Genomic DNA, 19,286 nt, shown 5'->3' with positions numbered 1-19,286 from the left:
ATATCTGAACTTATGCGCGGTAAACGCGCTGCTGGAGGAACGGTTGAACTAAAAGAAGTTCACCCATACCTGAATATATGCGCGGTAAACGCGCTGCTGGAGGAAAATATGAGTGCAAAGCGTGTAATTGGAATAGATTTCGGCACCAGTAATTCGGTGGTCAGAGTGAAACGGTACGGGGATGACGGACAGCCATTTGGGGACCGGCTGTTTGTATCGAACGTACTGTTTGACGGAAATGACAATGTGCCGACCCTGGTGCAGATCCCGGATGATGTCGAGATTACCCCGGGCCTTGAGCTGGAGGAAGAGGACTGTGAGTTCGGGCGTTCCGCCGCTGTCGAACAGCCGGGGATGACCACCTACCGGAATTTCAAGACGGATCTGGAAAGCCCTGACGCCGGGGCCCGTATGAGGGCATGCTGGCTGACCCGTCAGTTTCTGCGGTATATTTACCGCCAGTATCAGGCACAGGCGATACACCTGGGAGGGAGCTTGGACGAGGAGCTGGTCTATGTCAGCTACCCGGCGAAATATTCGGAAGAAAACCGGCAGTTTATGATCGGGGCTGCCAGGGATGCAGGATTTCCCAACGTGAGAGGTATCACAGAGCCGGAGGCAGCAGTTAAGGCGTTCCTCATACAGGGGGAGAGCGATTTGCGGCAAAAGGCTCTGCTGAAACCCGGGAAGGCATCTTATCTGCTGTTTCTGGACATGGGTGCGGGTACCACGGACCTGGCCGTGTGTAAATATGAAGAGGGCAGGACTAAGATTATATCTACCTGGCCGGATGATCACACCAATATCTATTTCGGCGGAAAAGATATTGATCAGGTTCTGAACGGTTATGTGGAAGCTTATCTGCGTGTTAACAGCCATGTGGTGCCGGAATATTTTATGAAGCATTTCGGGGAAAAGTACATCGATGCGGTCAAAGCCTGGAAAGAGGTGACAGTTTCCAGAACGCTGAAACGCAATAAGAGCGTACCGTATTTCAGCGCTGTTAAAAATCCATATCCGAATCTCCCGGATTTCTCGCCGCCTATCGGCCGGGAAGAATTTGAGACGGCCTGCGGGGACTATCTGAGAGGCTTTCCTGAATTAGTGAATGGCTGCCTTGCCCACACGAAACAGACAGATCCCGATTTCCCGGGAGGGGAGGGGATCGACCTGGTGCTTCTCACCGGAGGCCACAGCCAGTGGTATTTTATTCCGGAGATTCTGGCCGGGAAGCAAAGGAACTTCGGCAGCGTGATCCTGCCAAAGATCCAGGCAGATCCTGCCAGAATTAGGCTTAGCGGGAAACCGCAGGAGATGGCAGCTGTCGGGATGGCCTATGAGTTATTGGAGACAGGTGATACAGACACGCCGCCGGTCCGCAATCTGCCGGATAAGGTGTTGACAAGGAAAATCGCGGAGCAAAAATTCCTGGCTGTAAGAAACGTTATCGTACCGGAAGGATATACAGCCATAGGGATGTTCGCCTTTCCTATACATCCGGCAGGTGGCCGTAGTGCCATCCCGCAGGTAGAGACGGTAGTGCTGCCGGAAGGATTGCAGCATATTGGAGCCGGAAGTTTTAGCCAGTGTTCGAAATTAAGAAGTATCAACTTCCCGGATGGGCTGCTTACAATCGGAGAAGGAGCTTTCCGTTTTTCCTCCTCGCTGGAATCAGCTGTGATACCGGGGAGTGTGAGACAGATAGAGTGTAACACCTTTGAACAATGTAAATCACTGCGTACGGTTACACTTGGGTACGGCATTGATAAAATCAAAAGTTATGCTTTCAGCAGATGTTATTCCCTGACTTCGATCACCATACCGGGCAGTGTAAAAATAATTAGTAATTTCGCTTTCCGAAACTGTAAAAACTTGATAACACTCAATCTGGAATATGGAATAGAGGATATTGGTCAAGAAGCATTTTTAGGTTGTGCTCTTACTTCGATCACTATACCGGGCAGCGTGAAAATCGTGCGGGGCAATGCTTTTTCATTATGCCCTCAACTGAAGATAGTGACGGTGGAGGAAGGCGTCCAGAAAATTGAAACATTTGCTTTTGATCAAGAGACTATCACAATTCGCTGCAAGAGTGGGTCCTATGCGGAACATTTTGCCAGAGAACACGGGATAAAGCTTGAAATCATATAAAAGGCAAAAGGGGACATGTTAACAGATACTCAATTGCGGTACTGAATAGGAGATAGGAAAATATAGAAAAGCAGGTGATCATATGGCGGCAAAAAGAATCATAGGAATTGATTTTGGAACGAGCACATCTGTAGTAAGGGTAAAAAGATATGGAGAGGACCGGACACCGATCGGGGACCGTCTGTTCGTCAATAATGTATTGTTCGACGGAAGGGACAGCATACCGACGCTGGTCCAGCTGCCGGACGATATGGAGATTACTCCTGAGCTTACGTTATCGGATGAAGACTGTGATTTCGGTTACTACGCGGCTGCGGAACAGCCGGGCATGACAACCTACCGGAACTTTAAAGTGGAGCTGGAAAGTGACCAGCCTGCTATACGGATGCGGGCCAAATGGCTTACCAGCAGGTTTTTCCAGTATCTGTATGAGGTCTATCAGCAGCAGAAGAATCAGCTGGGCGATAATTCCGATGAGGAAATTACCTACGTCAGTTATCCTGCAAAATATGCGGAAGAGAACCGTCAGTTTATGATAGATGTGGCAGCGCAGGCGGGCTTTCCAAATGTAAAGGGGATCACAGAGCCGGAAGCCGCTGTCCGGGCGGTCATGGTACAGGAAGAAAAAGAGCTGAGATCGATGGGACTGCTGGGAGGAGACGGCTGTTCCTATCTGCTGTTTTTGGACATGGGGGCGGGGACTACGGACATCGCCGTCTGCCGGTATGAAAAGGATGAAACCCAGATCATATCTACCTGGCCGGATAAAACAACGAATCTGTATTTTGGCGGAAAAGATGTGGATTACATTCTGACCGGTTATATCGAAAGGTATCTGAAAGAACATCGGGATATCGTTCCGGATTACTTTATTGACAGTTTTACGGAAAAGTACATAGATAATATAAAGACCTGGAAGGAAACGACGGTATCCCGGACACTGAAGAGGGATAAAAGTATCCCGTACTTCCAGACCGTAAAGAATCCCTATCCGGCCCTTCCGGATTTTTCCCCGGCGATCGACAGGGAGGAGTTTGAGCAGGCATGTACGGAATATCTGAAAAACTTCGCGGTTCTGGTAAATGGAAGCCTTGACCATACCCTGGCAACCGTGCCGGAGTTCCCGGGAGGCCAGGCAATCGACCTGGTCATCCTGACCGGAGGGCACAGCCAGTGGTATTTCATAAAAGATATGCTGGAGGGCAAAAAGCCGGAGTTTGGCTTCCTGGATCTGCCGAAGATACGAGCTAACCCCTCCAGAATCTGTGTCAATGGTAAACCCCAGGAGACGGTGGCGGTGGGGATGGCCTATGAACCGCTGCGGGTAATCTGTCAGAGCGGGCTGAGGGTGCAAACTGCGTCAGATGGAAACACTGCGCCGGCGCACAAGGATCTGTCACCGGAGAAACCCCAAAAAAGTCTGGATGAGAGCATCGGGGAACTGTCAGGGTATGAACTCTATGATTTGGCGCTGAAAGAACCTGACCGGAAGCGTAAACTGAAGTATTTCCGCTTGGCGGCCGAAAAAGGCGAACCCCGTGCCCAGTACCGGATGGGTACTTACTATCAGCTGGGGCTGGATTCCGTGGTAAAGGATGATAAAGAAGCGTTAAAGTGGTATCAGCTGGCCGCCGACAGAGGGAACGTGATCGCGCTGGATAAGGCAGAGCAGATGAGAAAAACCATGCCGGCTCAGGCAGCAGGATCGTATGCGGGACAGCACGCAAATCAATATGCGGATCAAAACACAGAACAACATGGGGGAGGAGGCTCCCGCATGTCATACAGCAGCAACAAAGCGGCCGGCAGGGTAATACCGGCCAATGGGCTGTCCTACACGGTAAATGATATGTTAAGCTGGCTTCCGGCAGAGGTGGAGAAGAGGGTATACCGTTGGAACAGCAACCCCAGCCTTCGGTGGAAATACTATGAAAATCATTATAAAGAAATGAACGGCTGGTCACAAAAACTAAGACTTCAGCTTCAGACGGATGAAGTCCCGATCCTCTATCTGAACCGGAAGGGCGCCGAAAGAGGGAACCTGATCGAGTACGGACTGATATTCACCAATAAGCGGATCCACTGGCGGTTTGATTTCTTGTATAAAGAAAGTATTTTTTATAATGATATCGTGGATATCAAGCCGATTACCCCGCCGAATTATCAGGTACCTTCGGATCAGTCAGCTGAGAATAAGGTAACCGGGCTTGCGGTCAGACATTTTTATATGGAGCAGAACACGAGAAAAATAAAAACAACCAATATCTGGCTGACTTATACAGAAGATCATATTATACCAGCATACCAGCTTTTTGAGGCATTTTTTAAAGAGTTCAGAGGCTAGTGGTAAGATTACTGCATTGATTATAGGAAGGTAAAAGGGGACATGTCCATTTCGGTTTGGGACATGTCCATTTCAACTTGGGACATGTCCATTCCGGCTTGGGACATGTCCGGATTTTATCTGGATTAGTATGTCTGGATTAGATTAGTATGTCTGGATTAGTGGTTTTGCGGGAAGAGATTGTGTGTTATACTATAAGAACTGTGGTAATGAAGATTGGTGATCGTATAGTCTGCGGCAGAAAGAATCCGTCCGGCTGAATTCATTTACCATCAGAACATTCGCTTGTTTACAGGCAAATACATAAGAAAAACACGCAGGAGGTTACACATGAGCAGGGCAACGGGGGAGAAACACAACGGAACAGGCAACAAAAATCAGTGGGCCAGCAAACTGGGATTTATTCTGGCAACGACAGGGGCAGCCATCGGACTGGGGAATCTGTGGAAATTTCCATATCTCATGGGAAAAAACGGAGGATTCTCTTTTTTGGCGGCGTACCTGTTTTTTATATGTGTTTTGGGATTGCCGGTTATGATCACGGAGATGTCCCTGGGAAGAAAGACCAGGCATGATCCGGTCCAGGCCTATGGGGATGTCCACCCCCACGCGAAGATAGTCGGGGTGTTCGGAGTGCTGGCCGCTTTTATCATTCTGTCTTATTACAGTGTGATCGGCGGCTGGATTTTAAAATATTTTTTCAGCTATGCTACCACGTTTCAGGCGCCGGCAGATTTTGAAGCTTTTATCGGAAACGCAGGAGAGCCGGTGTTCTGGCACTTCCTTTTCATGCTGATGACAGCGCTGATCTGCTTTTTCGGTGTCCGGGGAATAGAAAAAGCCAGTAAATTCATGATGCCTGCCTTATTTGTGATTCTTCTGATCATTGTGGTGAGAAGTGTCACTTTGCCGGGGGCTTCCAAAGGGCTGGCATTTATATTTTCCATCAAAGATTCCAAATTCAGTATCGGTTCCATCAATGCGGCACTGGGACAGGTGTTTTATTCGCTGAGTCTGTGTATGGGTATCACGATAACCTACGGAAGCTATTTGAGTAAAAAAGAGAGTATACCCAAGAGCTGTATCAGTGTGGCCCTGCTGGATACCTGTATGGCGGTGCTGGCCGGGGTCGCCATCTTCCCGGCTGTATTTTCCTTCCAGCTGGAGCCGGGCCAGGGACCAAGCCTGATCTTCGGCACATTGCCCAAAGTGTTCAGTGCGATCAAAGGGGGTTCGGTCTTTGCCCTGCTGTTTTTCTTACTGGTCTTTTTTGCGGCGGTGACCAGTGCGGTGGCATTGCTGGAGGTTACGGTATCATTTCTGATTGACAAATGGAAGTGGAAGCGAGGCCGGGCTGTTCTGATCGTGGCTGTCCTGTTGTTTTTACTGGGCATTCCCAGCTCACTGTCTTATGGGGTTCTGGCGGACTTTAAAATCTTGAATTATAATTTCTTTGATTTTGTGGGTATGCTGACGGACAATATTCTGTTGCCGGTCGGTGGAATTCTGATGTGTTATTATATTGGATGGAAATGGAAGCCTCAGTATCTGGTTGACGAGATCGAGCAGGAGGGTGTGCGGTTCCGCCTGAAGAAGCTTTGGATTTTCTGCATTCGGTTTATAACTCCGATTTTGGTATTGATCGTTACGATATCCGGATTTGCTGGTATCGCAAAGGTCGTATTCTAAGCAGGTAACGGGCGTATCTTGAAGGCATGGCTTTGACAGCCTGCGGTTATAGGTATGGGGCAGAGGTTAGAAAGAGAGTGTGTCGTATGATAAGAGCAGCGGTAATATCAGATACCCATAATGTACTGCGGCCGGATGTCATCGGTATTTTAAAAAAATGTGATTCTATTATCCACGCCGGCGATATGAGTAAACCAGAAATTTTGGAACAGTTAAGGCAGATCGCACCGGTTTATGCGGTACGCGGCAACAATGATAAAGACTGGGCAAAGGATCTGCCCCGGGAATTGTATTTTACGCTGGGGGATCTGAAGGTTTATCTTATTCATAACAAAAAAGAGGTGGATATTCAGCAAGGAAAGCCGGATATAATCATCTTTGGACATTCCCATAAATATCTGGAGGAAGAAATAGACGGGGTCCTCTGGCTCAACCCCGGCAGCTGCGGGCGCAGAAGATTTGATCTGCCGGTAACCATGGCAGTATTAAAAATTACGGGGGAGAACTACCGGATTGAAAAAATCAATTTTCCGGTTCTGGAAAATTAGCGGGGAATGTGTTTGAATTTCAAAAAAATAGCGCCCGATACAGCTGGCTGCCCTATAGGGCACGTTCGTACCGGGCGGATCGGAGCGGGCTGCGCAAGTTCAAACCTTGCGCAGCCCGCTCCGATCTTGTAAGCTGACTAGTTATCATATAAAGGCAGTACTTTACTCCATAACCCGAATCGCATGATAGCCTTCATGAACAGCAGTCAGAATCTTTCTGGGCGCTTCCGCGTCTCCGATGACGGTCATATCTTTGACAGCGCCTTCCAGAGCCGTTTCCAGCTGGTTATTCGCCTTATAACCGGCCGCGATCATTACGGTATCGCAGGCAATGGTCACTTCTTTTTCATCCTTTACATATGTAACGCTCTCAGGAGTGATGCGGGTCACTTTTGCACCGCAGATGGCGGGAACGTTCCGTTCGGCCAGCATGGCGCGCAGCGCCTGATCATTATTCAGACAGTGATCGGCGGTAGCCAGAATATCATCCAGCATTTCGATAATCGTCACTTCATCCGCGGTCTCTTTCATGTAGGCGGCAGCTTCACAGCCGACTAATCCACCCCCGATGACAACCACCTTCCTGCCGGGCTTTTTCTGTGCGGTGAGATAGGCATTGGCGGAGGCGGCGTACTCGATCCCGGGGATCGGAGGCATAACGGGTGTGGAGCCTGCAGCCAGAATGACCTTGTCAAATTGGCCGGCGGCCACAGCTTGTGCGGTGGCTTCCTTCAGAAAACGCACTTTCACGCCCAGCTTATGGATCTGCCTTTCCATATAGGTAATCAGGCGCAGGACGTCGTGTTTGAAGGTGGGAGTCCCCGCAGCCCACAGATTGCCGCCCAGCCTTCCGGTCTTTTCCCAGAGTTCCACGTCGTATCCGCGTTTTGCTGCGGTCATGGCCGCAGACATTCCTCCGGGGCCGCCGCCGATCACCAGGACTTTTTTGGAAGTACCGTCCGGTTTCGGGAGCGCGTATTCTTTTTCCGCGTAACACAACGGATTTACCGCGCAGTAGTAGTGCTTACCGGAGAAGCCCGCCAGCAGGCATTCATTGCAGCCCACGCAGGGGGTGATATCCTCGATCGCGCCTTCTTTTACTTTATTGGCCCAGTGGGGATCTGCCAGCATCTGATGGGCGAGAACTACATAATCGGCGATGCCGTCTTCGATCACTTTTTCCGCCATTTCCGGATCAAAAAGTTTTCCCTGGCCCAGGACAGGGAGGCTCACGGTGTTCTTTACCGCTTCTACGATTCTTAACTGATGCCCTTCCGGTGCGTATACGGTAGAGATCGCTTTATACCAGGCCTCGTAGCAGCCGACATCCACATGTAAGGCATCGATTCCGGCATTCTCAAGGATCTTCGCCATCTCCAATCCTTCCTCCAGCTCCCTTCCGCCCTCTACCCCGTGATACGGCGTGAACTTCACCAGGATCGGGAAATCAGGGCCCACATTGGAGCGGATCGCCTGAATACATTCCAGTGTAAAACGCATCCGGTTCTCAAGGGAACCGCCGTACTCGTCAGTCCTGGTATTCCATTTGGAAGACTGGAACTGGTCCAGCAGATAACCGCCGTACGCGTGCAGTTCCACGGCATCCGCGCCGGACATTTTCGCAAGAGAGGCGGAGTATCCTACTTTGTCAGCCAGATAGTGAATATCCTCCACGGCAAACGGTTTGCACTTCAGCTGGGGGAACCAGAATGCAGGACAGTCGCCGGCAGAATAAGGAGGGGTAAAAGGATCGGTAAACTGCTGACGGCCCAATCCCGGTGAGAGCTGAACACAAACCTTGGAACCAAAATGATGACAGCGGTCAATCAGCATATTCAAACGTTCCACGTGATGAAAATTACTGAGTTCCGTACAGGGCCTCGGTTCATACTTCGTAGACACAACGTTGGCTCCTGTGATAATCAGCCCGGTTCCCCCTTTCGCGCGCTCCATAAAATAATTGATCGCGTCGATGTTGTAAGCGCCGTCAGCCTCACCGGTCGTACCCATAGGCCCCATAACAATGCGGTTTTTTAATTTCATGGAGCCGATCTGCGATTTTTCAAACAATTTGGACATAGGATCTCCACCTTTCTGAAATATTACTATAGTTATATATTTGTATTACTGCGGTAATAATAGTATAGAATATTGTTATTTTATTGTCAATATATTTCTCTGGTGGTTGTGAGGTTTTTTTGCTATACTGTCAATATGTTCAAAAATGGCAGAAAAAAAGAAATGCTGCAGCAAGTGCGGCAGCGGAGGAAATTATGGCAGAATCAGCAACAAAAGAAATGATCATTGAAAAAGCCAATCTGCTTTTCCAGGAAAAAGGCTACGACCAGGTAACCATCCAGGACATCTGCGATGCCTGTGAGATCACAAAAACCACATTTTACTATCATATGAAATCCAAGGACGATCTGATTATCAATAACTACGATATTATCACGGACAATCTGACGCAGCTGATGGTATCCCTGATCTCAGCCGACAACTACTGGGAACAGTTATGGATGTGTTTTGAAGTCCTGATCCGGGAATCCGTCCGTTACGGTCAGGACCTCTACAGCCAGCTCTTCATCGTCAATCTGAAGGAAGACCGCGGAAGCTTTGATATGCGCGAAGACCTGACCCGCATCGCGGTATCTGTCATCCGGAAAGGCCAGGAAGCCGGACAGATCCGGAACCAAAACCCGGCCGAACAGCTCTATGAAGCATCCGCTTATCTCTTCACGGGATACGAAATTACCTGGTGCATCAAGAAAGGAAACTTCGACTGGATGCAAAACACCCGAAGATCGATGGAAGTAATGTATGATATACTGCCTGAGCTGCGATATGATTACAAATAAAACCAGGGCGCAGCCCACCAGGTATCCGCTCGGTAAGGACACCTGGTGGGCTGTACCTGGTTTTCGGACTGCCTCCCGGAGGAGAGCTCTGGTATTTATGACACTTACCGGGCTTTCTTTGCCTTCCGGATCAGTATCTGCGTCCCGTAATTGAGCAGCAGGCCCACAACGGCCAGCGCCACACATACCCAGAAGATTGCTTTATACTCGGCGGCTCCGGGATTATCCCCCATCATCTTACCGAATACGGTGAACATGAACGCGTCGGGAAGGAAACCAATGAAGCTGACGATTCCGGCGGCTGTACCGATATATTCGTTGGGGATAGTAAGCTCTGTCATCGGTACAAAGTAAGTACCACGCATCATATAGATCACAAACGATGCGGCAAAGCCGATGATAATGGAAACCACCGCCATGTGATTCCCGGCCGGGGTGATCGTGAAGGCGGCCATAGTTACGATCAGCAGGAGAAAGGCCCTGGTCAGGAATTTGGTGGCGGATTTTAATTTGTCCACCAGCACTCCGGCGAGAGCAGCGGCCAGGAACGGCAGAAGATAGAGCCGGACGCTGGATAAGGAGGCAGCGACTCCTGTATCCACACCCATGACGGAGGTCCAGTAGGGCACCAGTTTTCCAAGACCCGCACCGCTGACACAGTAGGCGCAGAAGACCATCAGACCCACCATCCAGATCGCCGGCATTTTGCAGACATACGCAAGGCCGTGCATCAGATCACCGAAGCTAACCTTCTCTTTCTTCTGGGAAGCGGAAGAATCAGGAATGAACAGGAAGGAGAGGACGGCAGCCACGAAGTAGATGATGGAATAGTAGATGATGATATTGCGCACACCGGTGATGTCGGGGGAAGCCTTGTAGATCAGCCAGGTGCCCAGCTGGCTGTAAACGAATGCAAACAGTCCGAAGCCGGCCTCCCGGAATCCGAACATCCGGCCCTGCTCGTCGTCGGAGCCCAGCAGTTTGACCGCCTTGATCATAGCAGGCCAGTAAGTGAATACTGTGGAGAATCCGTAGATCAGCATAATGGCCATCAGCTGCGGGTAGGAAGGAAATGTGGCGAACCAGATGCCGGCGGCGCCGGTAATGGCCAGGGATATACAGATCAGCCAGCGCACATTGAACTTGTCGGCCAGCAGTCCGCCGAAAAGGTAAGCGATGGAGCTTACGATACCCAGAACCGTCATCAGGTTACCCATCTGCAGGTTGCTGATTCCAAAGGCGGCCTGCAGATCGTCGTAAAAGGAATATTGGATATAGGGCAATATGTATACGATACCGCCGCCGACACAGATAATAAACAGGATCAACCATTTTTTTGACAACAATGAACTACTCTTTTCTCCCATAAGTAAGAATCCTCCTTCTCTTTTCAAATACAGCCTTTATCAGCGTTTCAGCATATCCACGAACCAGTGCCAGAATCCTTCAATGTCAATGTCCACTGCCGCATGTACATTGGGAGCCTTCTCCTCCACACCATGGAAGTCGGCGATCGTCATTCCCCGTGTGATGGTCCCTTCGGTCTCCACGGTCATGAAAAAATCTTTGGTGGTGATCAGATCCGGCCGTACGATGCTGGCCAGTGCGATCACGTCGTGCAGATTCGGGTCATCCCCTCCAATCTCGGTTTTCCTCCGTTTCATGAAATCAAATATTTGGGAAACCAGATTTGCATAGGGGGTATTCACAGAGGCGGTTTCGGCCACCACCCAGTCGGGAAGTTTGGGCTTTAAGGTGACATCCAGTCCGATCATGGTCAGCTCGATTCCGGAGTCAAAGACGATTTTGGCTGCATCGGGATCGTTGTAGATATTAAACTCACTGGTCATCGTCATGTTTCCTCCCCATACCCCGCCGCCCATAATGGTTATCTTGCGGATCAGGGGAACGATGTCGGGATGTCTGGTAATCGCCAGGGCCAGATTCGTCAGCGGTCCTACCGCCAGTAGCTGCAGCTGCCCTTTTTCTTCCAAAGCATGACGGTAGATCACTTCCCAAGCCGGCTCATCCAGAAATCCGTGGGGGGATACGGGCAGGATTACATCGCCGAGCCCGGTATTGCCATGGCTTTTTGCGATGGTCAATTCATGCGCGAGCGGTTTTTCGGCTCCTTTTGCCACCGGAAGGTCATAACCCAGGTAACTTACGACATTGCGCGTGTTCTGGCTGGTCTTGTCAAGGGATACATTTCCGCAGACGCTGGTAAAGGCTTGAATGTCGAGCTGATCCTGATGCAGCAGCGCTGCTGTGATGCAGATCGCATCATCCGTTCCGGTATCGACGTCAATGATGATAGGGATTCGTTGCAATGCAGATACCTCCTTCAATAAAATAGATTTGATAAATAGTTCTTGAAAAAGTAAAACGATTGATGTAAAATGATATACGTAAAACGTTTGCGTAACTTAATATTAGTCGATGGATTTTTATTTGTCAAGTAATTTATGGACAGGCAAGACAGACGGGCAGACAGGGCAGACGGACAGACAAGACAGACGGACAGGCAAGACCCGTATGAAATGGAGGGATGAGATGGAAGAGATTGTCAGATACCTGACCAGTCATAAGGAAGAGATCCTGCGGGCATCCGTGGAGCATATCACCTTATCCGGTCTGGCAGTGCTGATCGGAATCGGGGTATCACTGGGAATCTGTATCCTGGCAGTTATGAAAGATGCTGATATGGATAAGGTGATCAACCGGATCAGTTTTTTTAGATTGATTCCCGGTGTCGCCATTCTGGTGGTGGCGATGCCGGTTCTGGGTGTGGGCTTCCTGCCCGCCCTGTGTACGCTGACCCTGGTGACGATCCCTTCCATATTGGTGAATCTCTATGCCGGCATTAAGAATATAGCAGCAGATACAATGGAAAGCGCCAAGGGGATCGGGTTGTCCAGACAGCAGATCCTCTTCCAGATACAATTGCCTATGGCAAAACCATTTCTGCTGTTAGGAATCCGCACCGCCATCGTGGACGCGGTGACTATCGCTGCGGTGGCCTCCTTGATGGGCGCCGGCGGGCTGGGAAGATATGTGATGACGGGACTCACGATCAATGATTCCCGGCTGGTGGTGATCGGCGGGATTCTGATCACAGCTATGGCACTGGCCGGCGAGATCCTGTTTGGATGGATGCAGCGGTCGTTGGAATATAAGTATACAGGGCGGCATTAGAGAGGCCGCCGGACTGGAGGTAAGGATGAAAAAACGGGTACTCAGCTTATTACTCATTCTGGTCATTTTAACCGGGCTTGTTGGCTGCAAAGGGAAATCATCGGAAAACGCGGTAAAAATCGGGTCCAAGGATTTTACGGAATCTTTCCTTGTGGCAGAGCTTTATGCGCTGGCTCTGGAACAGGCGGGCTTCGAGGTGGAACGGAAATTCAACCTGGGAGGCACCAATGTCACGCAGGAGGCGATGGAGAAGGGGGATCTGGATCTCTACCCGGAATATACGGGTACCTGTCTTCTAAATGTCCTGAAGGAAGCGCCTATAAAAGATCCGGAAGAGCTGTATGCGCATGTGAAGGCGGAATACGAAGCGGATTACCATATGACTTTGCTGGATGCGTCTGCCGCGAATAATTCCCAGGGACTGGTCATAACACGGAGTATCGCAGCACAGTATGGCATACGGACGATTTCAGATCTGCAGAAAAACGCCTCTGTGATACGGTTCGCCTCTCAGGGGGCATTTGAGGAAAATGCGGACGGTATGCCGGCGCTGACCGGAACTTACGGAGAATTTACTTTCGGGTCGGTGGAGTTTTATGATAACGCGATCAAATACGAACTGCTGAAAAATGATAAAGCGGATCTGGCGGTTGCCTTTACCACAGACGGACAGCTTACCGATCCTGATTTTGTACTGCTTCAGGATGACAAAGAGGCATGGCCTTCTTACAATATCGTGCCGGTGATCCGGCAGGATTCCCTGGAGAAGTATCCGCAGATAGAGGAAGCGCTGAACCGGGTCTCAGCCGTCCTGGATACGGGAACCATGCAGCAGTTGAATGCGAAAGTGGACCTGGATAAAGAAGAGCCGGAGGATGTGGCGGCCGAATTTTTTAAGGAAAATCTGAACTAGCGGAGGGTATGGGGTGCGGGATGTAATATTGGAATTTCAAAATGTTGACGCCGGATATCCGGGTCAGGACAGACAAATATTAAAGAATATCAGCTTCCGAATCATAAAAGGGGAATTTATCACGATTCTGGGAAATTCCGGTTCCGGGAAAACAACGCTGCTGAAACTGGTGAACCGTCTGATCAGCCCTGCCGGCGGCCGGATCTTATTTAAGGGCGGGGACATTGCGCAGGGAACACCCGAACAGCTGCGAAGGAACATGGGGTATGTGATTCAGCAGGCGGGTCTGTTTCCGCATATGACGGTGGCTGAGAATATCGCTGTGCTGCCGAAAGTATTAAAATGGGACAAGAACACCATCAACGCCCGGGTGTATGAGCTTTTGTCCATGACGAAGCTCCCTTCGGACAAAGAATTTAAAAACAGGCATCCCTGGCAGCTCTCCGGCGGGCAGCAGCAGAGGGTGGGCATCGCCAGAGCCCTTAGCACGGACCCGGATATCCTGCTGATGGATGAACCCTTCGGGGCATTGGACGCGGTGACCAGAAAGGAACTGCAGCAGGAATTAAAACAGCTCCATCTTACCTTTGGTAAAACCATATTATTCGTAACTCATGACCGGCAGGAGGCGATCGACCTGGGGGACCGGGTGATGGTCTTAAATGACGGTGAGATCAGCCAGTTTGACACACCCCGCCGGCTGATTCTGCATCCTGCCAATGAAGCTATCCGGGAATTGTTCCATGCGGACACGGCATTGAAAAAGCTGAGTTATTTTAGGGTGAGTGATTTTGCTGACCTGCTGCAGGGAGGACAGGGCGGAGGGGGCAGATCGGTAGAATGGGATATGCCCATGGAGACGGTGCTGGACTGCATGCTTCAGGGACAGGAGCGGGTTTCAGTGTACCGGGAAGGGATCTGTATGGGAAGTTTCCGGCACAGGGATCTGATTCCGGCTGACGGGGATACAGATAATCAGGCACGTGGTCAGACGGGTGGAATGGTATGATCAGCTATACATTCAAAAATTATGATAAATTGTTAAGTGCGCTGGCGGAACATCTGGAACTGGTGGGAATCACTCTGCTGATTTCCGTCCTGCTGGCCGGTGGGGTTTATATGGCTCTTAGCCGGTTCCCGCTTCTTAAGAAGGCTGTACTGCTGCTTTTGCTGGTGGCATACTGTATTCCCAGTATAGCTTTGTTCGCATTTCTGGTGCCGGTTTTAGGGCTTGGGAAGGGAACCGCAGTGGTGGGAATGACGATCTATAATCTGTTTCTGCTGTTGCGCAGTATTCAGGCGGCGGAACATGCGGTGCCGGCGGACATCTATGAGGCAGCCCGGGGAATCGGCCTGAGCGGGATGCAGAGCCTGCGCCTGGTCTATCTGCCGGTGATGCTGCCTTATCTGGTTGCCGGTATCCGCATTGTTACCGTGAGCACTACGGGGATCGCCACCATGGCCGGACTGATCCATGCGGGAGGATTGGGAAACATACTGTTTGAAGGGATGCGGACCTATCATATGCCCAAACTGATTTGGGGAATCCTGATGGTTTCGGGACTTGCCATGCTGATCAATTTTCTTTTTATCAGGGTGGAAAATCGTGCGGTGCGGTACGCCCAGGGAAAATCCGCCGTTTGGCGGAAAAAATAGAGATGATAAAATTCTCCCGTTGTGATAGAATAGGTTCAGATTGTTTTAGCAGTGTAAATAAGGGCCAGAGCGGTAGTCAGGAGAGGTTTCAGCATGGCGGTAACGATAAAAGATATTGCAAAAATGGCCGGGGTGTCGATCACGACGGTATCCAGGATCTTGAATAATAAAGAGGGATTTATCAGTGAAGCTACCAGGGAAAAGGTTTTGAAGATTGTAAAAGAGCAGGGGTATACGCCCAATTCTTTTGCCAGGTCCCTGGTAACGAATCAGTCGCGGATGCTGGGACTGATCCTTCCGGATATCGTGAACCCGTATTTCCCGGAGCTGTATCGGGCCTGTGACGACCAGGCACAGGAAAAAGGATATACCCTGCTGCTGTGTAATTCCGATGATGAGAGTGAGAAGGTAAAAGGCTATATGGAGTTCCTGGCCCGAAGGGGCGTGGACGGGATCCTGCTGGCCAGCAGCGGTGTTAGTCCGGAACTTGAGCAGATCGGGCGTCTGGGTATTCCGATCGTGACCATAGACCAGTATCTGGAAGAATGCAGCTGGCATGTGGGAGATATTGGAAATGACAATACATATGGCGTATATCTGGCAGTCAGCCATCTGATCGGGCGGGGGCATGAGAAGATCGGCTTCCTCTGTGGAAAAGAGGGAACCTTTACCTCGAAACGCAGATACCAGGGATATAAACAGGCGATGCAGGAGCATGGCCTGGAAGTACAGCCGGAGCTGGTCTGCTTCGGTGAATACCAGCACCGGTTCGGCTATCAGAAGACCAGGGAACTGGTCCGTCAGGGGCAGTCATTTACCGCACTGTGCTGCATGAGCGACACGGTGGCTCTCGGCGCTATGGCCGCGCTGAGGGAAGAGGGCATCCGGGTGCCAAAAGACTGTGCGGTTATGGGATATGACAACACCTATATCAGTGATCTGATAGAAAAACCACTCTCAACCATCAACCGGTTCACTACAGATATGGCGAAACTGGGCGTACAGGTACTGGTGGATTATATCGAAGGGAAAAATAAAGAATACGTGGAAAAGATTCTGAAGCCGACCCTGGTGGTCCGCAAAACCACGTAATTGGGGGAATAGAAAATGGCGAAGTCCATGACGAAAGATATGACAGTCGGTACTCCGTACCGGCTGATTTTAAGGTTCACCCTGCCGATTCTGTGCGGCAGCCTGTTCCAGCAGCTGTACAATATGGCGGATGCTGTGATCGTGGGCCGTTATCTGGGTATCCGTGCCCTGTCTTCGGTGGGAGCCAGCTCTTCGCTTATCTTCCTGATCATCGGTTTCTGCACCGGCATGTGTACCGGTTTCGCAATTCCGGCAGCGCAGAGCCTGGGAGCCGGAAAGCTTTCCCAGATGCGGAAGTTTGCATTTAACAGCTTTTATCTGTCCGGTATTTTTGCCGTGGTGATCACAGTGGTGACCGCTGTATTCTGCAGGGATATTCTGATTCTGATCCGTACGCCCGAATCGATCCTTAAGGGAGCCTGGGATTACCTGTTTGTTATTTTTCTTGGAATTCCATTTACGATCCTCTACAATCTTCTGGCCAGTATTTTAAGGGCACTGGGAGATTCAAAAAGCCCGTTCCTCTTTCTGACCGCCGCAGCGGTGATTAATATTGGCTTGGATCTGCTGTTTATCACTGTATTTGACTGGGGCGTGATGGGGGCGGCCATCGCCACGATTACGTCCCAGGCAGTGTCCGGGGTGCTGTGTATCCAATGTATCGTCCGTAAATTTCCGGAACTGAAAGCGGACAGTGAGGAGCGTAAACCGGCCAAACGGCATATGCTGAAGCTTTTGAATCTGGGATTACCTATGGGGCTGCAGACGTCCATAACCGCCATCGGCAGCATCATGCTGCAAAGCGCTGTGAATCATTTAGGAGAGGTCAGTGTGGCGTCATATACCGCGGCGCTGAAAATCAAATACCTGTTCCTGTCGGTCTTTGAGGCTGTGGGAACGGCCATGGCCACTTATGTGGGTCAGAACCTGGGAGCCGGGAGGCTGGACCGGATCCGGGAGGGAGTCCGGTCTGCGATTCTGATCCAGTGTATCTATGCGGTGGCGGCGGCCATCGTCCTGCATCTGGGCGGACGGTATATCGCGATGCTGTTCGTGGATGGTGCTGAGACGGAGGTGCTGGATAATGTGCAGATGTTCCTGAATATCAGCAGCATGTTCTATATAACGCTGGGGGTGTTGTGGGTATTACGTTCTGCTATACAGGGGATGGGATATGGAAAATCCGCCATTTTTTCCGGTGTGTCCGAGATGGTCGCCCGAACAGCTATGAGTTTGTTCTTTATCCCGCAGATGATGTTTCTGGGGGTGTGCTGGACGGATCAGATCGCCTGGATGGCGGCAGATCTGTTTCTGATACCCGCATATCTGTTCATTATGTATAGGAGGGGAGGTTTCCGTAAAAAGATACCGGCTGCCCAGAATGGGAAAGTCCCAGCGGATGGAAAGAAGTAAGTCCTATACGAGAAATGCTGAAGATTCCTGAAATTCCGGGAGAACAGGAAATAACCATGGGGTGTAAGGGGCTGCTATGCGAGGCATAGCGGCCTTTTATTGAATTTCCGACTATAGATTTCCAGGCAGAAATTTGGAATACATGTCTGCGAAAACTGCCGTTTCAGCGGAAAAAAAGGGAAGATATGTGCCGCTTAACGAAAGGTATGTTATATTGATCCCATCAATCGATAAGGGAGGAGAGAATATGAATACTGAAAACAAAGTACAGAAAATAGTTGTGCTGGGAGGTTCCTTCTCACCGCCCACTATCGCACATCTGGAAGTTTTGCAGGCGGCCATGGACGCGATACAGGCAGACAGCGGAATCTTTGTTCCGGCTCCTTACCGTTATGTAAAACGGAAATTAAAGAAAACCGGTTATACCCAGGAGGCCCTGCCGGATGATCTGAGACTTGAGATGCTGGAGACGATGTGCAGGAAGGATGGCAGATTGAGCATTGACGACTGTGAGATGTACCGGACAGAGCGGGGATTTACCTATGAGACGCTGATCACTATTCAGGAGAAACATCGCCAAAGCCAGATATACTTCGTGGCGGGAAGTGATAAGCTGCATGTGATACCCAGGTGGCATCGAATCGGGGAATTTGTGGAACGCTTTCGGTTTCTGGTGACAAAGCGGGATGGGGAGACACCGGAGCAGCTTTTGGAGGAGCATCCGTTCCTCTAAAAGGGCTGGGGAGCATCAGTTCCTCCGCTGTGCGGGAGAATCTGCGCTGCGGCGGTACACAGGCTGAGGGCATGGTGACAAAGGAGGTTTGGGAGATTATGAAGAAAAATGGAATGATAAAGGAGGCCTGTATCCAAAGATTTCGGGAGGAATATGATTTCCTGAGTAATTTCTATGGGGCACAGGTTGAATACCAGGGATTATATTATCAAAATGCAGAGGCCGCTTTTCAGGCCCAGAAGTGCCGGACGGATCAGGAAAAAGTGCAATTTTGTGAACTCCCGCCAAATATGGCCAAGAGGCAGGGGCGGCAGGTAGCGCTTCGGGAGGACTGGGAAGAAGTGAAGGTGGGAGTGATGGAAGAAGTCGTTCGTGCAAAGTTTTTCCAAAACCCGGATTTGGGGAAAAGGCTGCTGGCGACCGGTGATACGCCTCTGGTGGAAGGAAATACCTGGGGGGATACCTGCTGGGGAGTGGATACCCGGACCGGACAGGGAGAGAATCACCTGGGCCGGATTTTGATGAAAATAAGAGGGGAGCTGGCGATTGGGAAGGGATAGATGATTATTCGTGTTAACATCCGGGGACAGGCCCCATAGGCGCGAACTTAAGCAAAAAGTCTAGGAAAAATAAAATAAAAAATAAATTCACCCTGCCTCCTCATTTTGTTGTAAAATAGTTTTGCGAAACAAAT

16 protein-coding genes are annotated in these 19,286 nt (G+C 50.3%); 13 read left to right on the top strand and 3 right to left on the bottom strand.

Annotation, left to right across the window (positions count from 1 at the left end; translation table 11 throughout):
• The first annotated feature begins 12 nt into the window (after window positions 1–12).
• The 4 genes from ABC831_RS20065 (at window position 13) to ABC831_RS20050 (ending at window position 6,732) form a co-directional block, all read left to right on the top strand.
• Window positions 13–2,151, top strand: coding sequence for a leucine-rich repeat protein (locus tag ABC831_RS20065; protein WP_343249850.1), 2,139 nt, complete (start codon window positions 13–15; stop codon window positions 2,149–2,151).
• Window positions 2,152–2,233: 82 nt separating this feature from the next.
• Entirely contained in the window at window positions 2,234–4,495 is a 2,262-nt protein-coding gene (locus tag ABC831_RS20060) for an Hsp70 family protein (RefSeq protein WP_343249849.1), read from the top strand.
• Between the two features lie 330 nt (window positions 4,496–4,825).
• Window positions 4,826–6,184, top strand: a complete 1,359-nt coding sequence (locus ABC831_RS20055) for a sodium-dependent transporter (RefSeq protein WP_343249848.1) — start codon at window positions 4,826–4,828, stop codon at window positions 6,182–6,184.
• A gap of 86 nt (window positions 6,185–6,270) precedes the next feature.
• On the top strand, window positions 6,271–6,732 hold the full coding sequence (locus tag ABC831_RS20050) for a metallophosphoesterase family protein (RefSeq protein WP_343249847.1): 462 nt from the start codon (window positions 6,271–6,273) through the stop codon (window positions 6,730–6,732).
• Window positions 6,733–6,894: 162 nt separating this feature from the next.
• On the opposite strand, the gene ABC831_RS20045 is transcribed toward ABC831_RS20050, so the two are convergent.
• Window positions 6,895–8,811: an NAD(P)/FAD-dependent oxidoreductase gene (locus ABC831_RS20045; RefSeq protein ID WP_343249846.1), complete on the bottom strand. Its 1,917-nt coding sequence runs from the start codon at window positions 8,809–8,811 to the stop codon at window positions 6,895–6,897.
• Between the two features lie 194 nt (window positions 8,812–9,005).
• Here ABC831_RS20045 and ABC831_RS20040 point away from each other — a divergent pair, with 194 nt between their 5' ends.
• A complete protein-coding gene (locus ABC831_RS20040; protein WP_343249845.1) occupies window positions 9,006–9,590 on the top strand; it encodes a TetR/AcrR family transcriptional regulator in 585 nt (194 codons plus the stop codon).
• Window positions 9,591–9,694: 104 nt separating this feature from the next.
• On the opposite strand, the gene ABC831_RS20035 is transcribed toward ABC831_RS20040, so the two are convergent.
• Both ABC831_RS20035 and ABC831_RS20030 read right to left on the bottom strand, forming a co-directional pair.
• A complete protein-coding gene (locus tag ABC831_RS20035; RefSeq protein ID WP_343249844.1) occupies window positions 9,695–10,957 on the bottom strand; it encodes an MFS transporter in 1,263 nt (420 codons plus the stop codon).
• Window positions 10,958–10,996: 39 nt separating this feature from the next.
• Window positions 10,997–11,920: a nucleoside hydrolase gene (locus ABC831_RS20030; RefSeq protein ID WP_343249843.1), complete on the bottom strand. Its 924-nt coding sequence runs from the start codon at window positions 11,918–11,920 to the stop codon at window positions 10,997–10,999.
• A gap of 121 nt (window positions 11,921–12,041) precedes the next feature.
• On the opposite strand from ABC831_RS20030, the gene ABC831_RS20025 reads away from it, so the two are divergent.
• The 8 genes from ABC831_RS20025 (at window position 12,042) to ybiA (ending at window position 19,152) form a co-directional block, all read left to right on the top strand.
• Window positions 12,042–12,785: an ABC transporter permease gene (locus ABC831_RS20025; protein ID WP_343249842.1), complete on the top strand. Its 744-nt coding sequence runs from the start codon at window positions 12,042–12,044 to the stop codon at window positions 12,783–12,785.
• A gap of 25 nt (window positions 12,786–12,810) precedes the next feature.
• On the top strand, window positions 12,811–13,698 hold the full coding sequence (locus ABC831_RS20020; protein ID WP_343249841.1) for a glycine betaine ABC transporter substrate-binding protein: 888 nt from the start codon (window positions 12,811–12,813) through the stop codon (window positions 13,696–13,698).
• Between the two features lie 13 nt (window positions 13,699–13,711).
• Window positions 13,712–14,707 (top strand): ATP-binding cassette domain-containing protein, encoded by a 996-nt coding sequence (locus ABC831_RS20015; RefSeq protein ID WP_343249840.1) that lies wholly within the window; start codon window positions 13,712–13,714, stop codon window positions 14,705–14,707.
• Entirely contained in the window at window positions 14,704–15,354 is a 651-nt protein-coding gene (locus ABC831_RS20010; protein WP_343249839.1) for an ABC transporter permease, read from the top strand. Before ABC831_RS20015 ends, ABC831_RS20010 begins: the two co-directional genes overlap by 4 nt.
• A 93-nt stretch (window positions 15,355–15,447) precedes the next feature.
• Window positions 15,448–16,446 (top strand): LacI family DNA-binding transcriptional regulator, encoded by a 999-nt coding sequence (locus tag ABC831_RS20005; RefSeq protein ID WP_343249838.1) that lies wholly within the window; start codon window positions 15,448–15,450, stop codon window positions 16,444–16,446.
• Window positions 16,447–16,461: 15 nt separating this feature from the next.
• A complete protein-coding gene (locus ABC831_RS20000) occupies window positions 16,462–17,859 on the top strand; it encodes an MATE family efflux transporter (RefSeq protein WP_343249837.1) in 1,398 nt (465 codons plus the stop codon).
• 247 nt (window positions 17,860–18,106) lie between these two features.
• A complete protein-coding gene (locus tag ABC831_RS19995) occupies window positions 18,107–18,592 on the top strand; it encodes a nucleotidyl transferase family protein (RefSeq protein ID WP_343249836.1) in 486 nt (161 codons plus the stop codon).
• Window positions 18,593–18,690: 98 nt separating this feature from the next.
• Window positions 18,691–19,152, top strand: coding sequence for a riboflavin biosynthesis intermediates N-glycosidase (gene ybiA / locus ABC831_RS19990; protein WP_343249835.1), 462 nt, complete (start codon window positions 18,691–18,693; stop codon window positions 19,150–19,152).
• The last annotated feature ends 134 nt before the right edge of the window (window positions 19,153–19,286 follow it).

This window comes from Diplocloster hominis, assembly GCF_032380655.1.
Lineage (GTDB): Bacteria > Bacillota > Clostridia > Lachnospirales > Lachnospiraceae > Diplocloster > Diplocloster hominis.
This window is presented reverse-complemented; position numbering and strand designations above follow the sequence as displayed.

What these genes read in the sequence shown, in the direction of transcription:
- ABC831_RS20065 (WP_343249850.1), top strand. Translation starts at nt 13, where the DNA reads ATGCGCGGTAAACGCGCTGCTGGAGGAACGGTTGAACTAAAAGAAGTT.
- ABC831_RS20060 (WP_343249849.1), top strand. Translation starts at nt 2,234, where the DNA reads ATGGCGGCAAAAAGAATCATAGGAATTGATTTTGGAACGAGCACATCT.
- ABC831_RS20055 (WP_343249848.1), top strand. Translation starts at nt 4,826, where the DNA reads ATGAGCAGGGCAACGGGGGAGAAACACAACGGAACAGGCAACAAAAAT.
- ABC831_RS20050 (WP_343249847.1), top strand. Translation starts at nt 6,271, where the DNA reads ATGATAAGAGCAGCGGTAATATCAGATACCCATAATGTACTGCGGCCG.
- ABC831_RS20045 (WP_343249846.1), bottom strand. Translation starts at nt 8,811, where the DNA reads ATGTCCAAATTGTTTGAAAAATCGCAGATCGGCTCCATGAAATTAAAA.
- ABC831_RS20040 (WP_343249845.1), top strand. Translation starts at nt 9,006, where the DNA reads ATGGCAGAATCAGCAACAAAAGAAATGATCATTGAAAAAGCCAATCTG.
- ABC831_RS20035 (WP_343249844.1), bottom strand. Translation starts at nt 10,957, where the DNA reads ATGGGAGAAAAGAGTAGTTCATTGTTGTCAAAAAAATGGTTGATCCTG.
- ABC831_RS20020 (WP_343249841.1), top strand. Translation starts at nt 12,811, where the DNA reads ATGAAAAAACGGGTACTCAGCTTATTACTCATTCTGGTCATTTTAACC.
- ABC831_RS20010 (WP_343249839.1), top strand. Translation starts at nt 14,704, where the DNA reads ATGATCAGCTATACATTCAAAAATTATGATAAATTGTTAAGTGCGCTG.
- ABC831_RS20005 (WP_343249838.1), top strand. Translation starts at nt 15,448, where the DNA reads ATGGCGGTAACGATAAAAGATATTGCAAAAATGGCCGGGGTGTCGATC.
- ABC831_RS20000 (WP_343249837.1), top strand. Translation starts at nt 16,462, where the DNA reads ATGGCGAAGTCCATGACGAAAGATATGACAGTCGGTACTCCGTACCGG.
- ABC831_RS19995 (WP_343249836.1), top strand. Translation starts at nt 18,107, where the DNA reads ATGAATACTGAAAACAAAGTACAGAAAATAGTTGTGCTGGGAGGTTCC.
- ybiA (WP_343249835.1), top strand. Translation starts at nt 18,691, where the DNA reads ATGAAGAAAAATGGAATGATAAAGGAGGCCTGTATCCAAAGATTTCGG.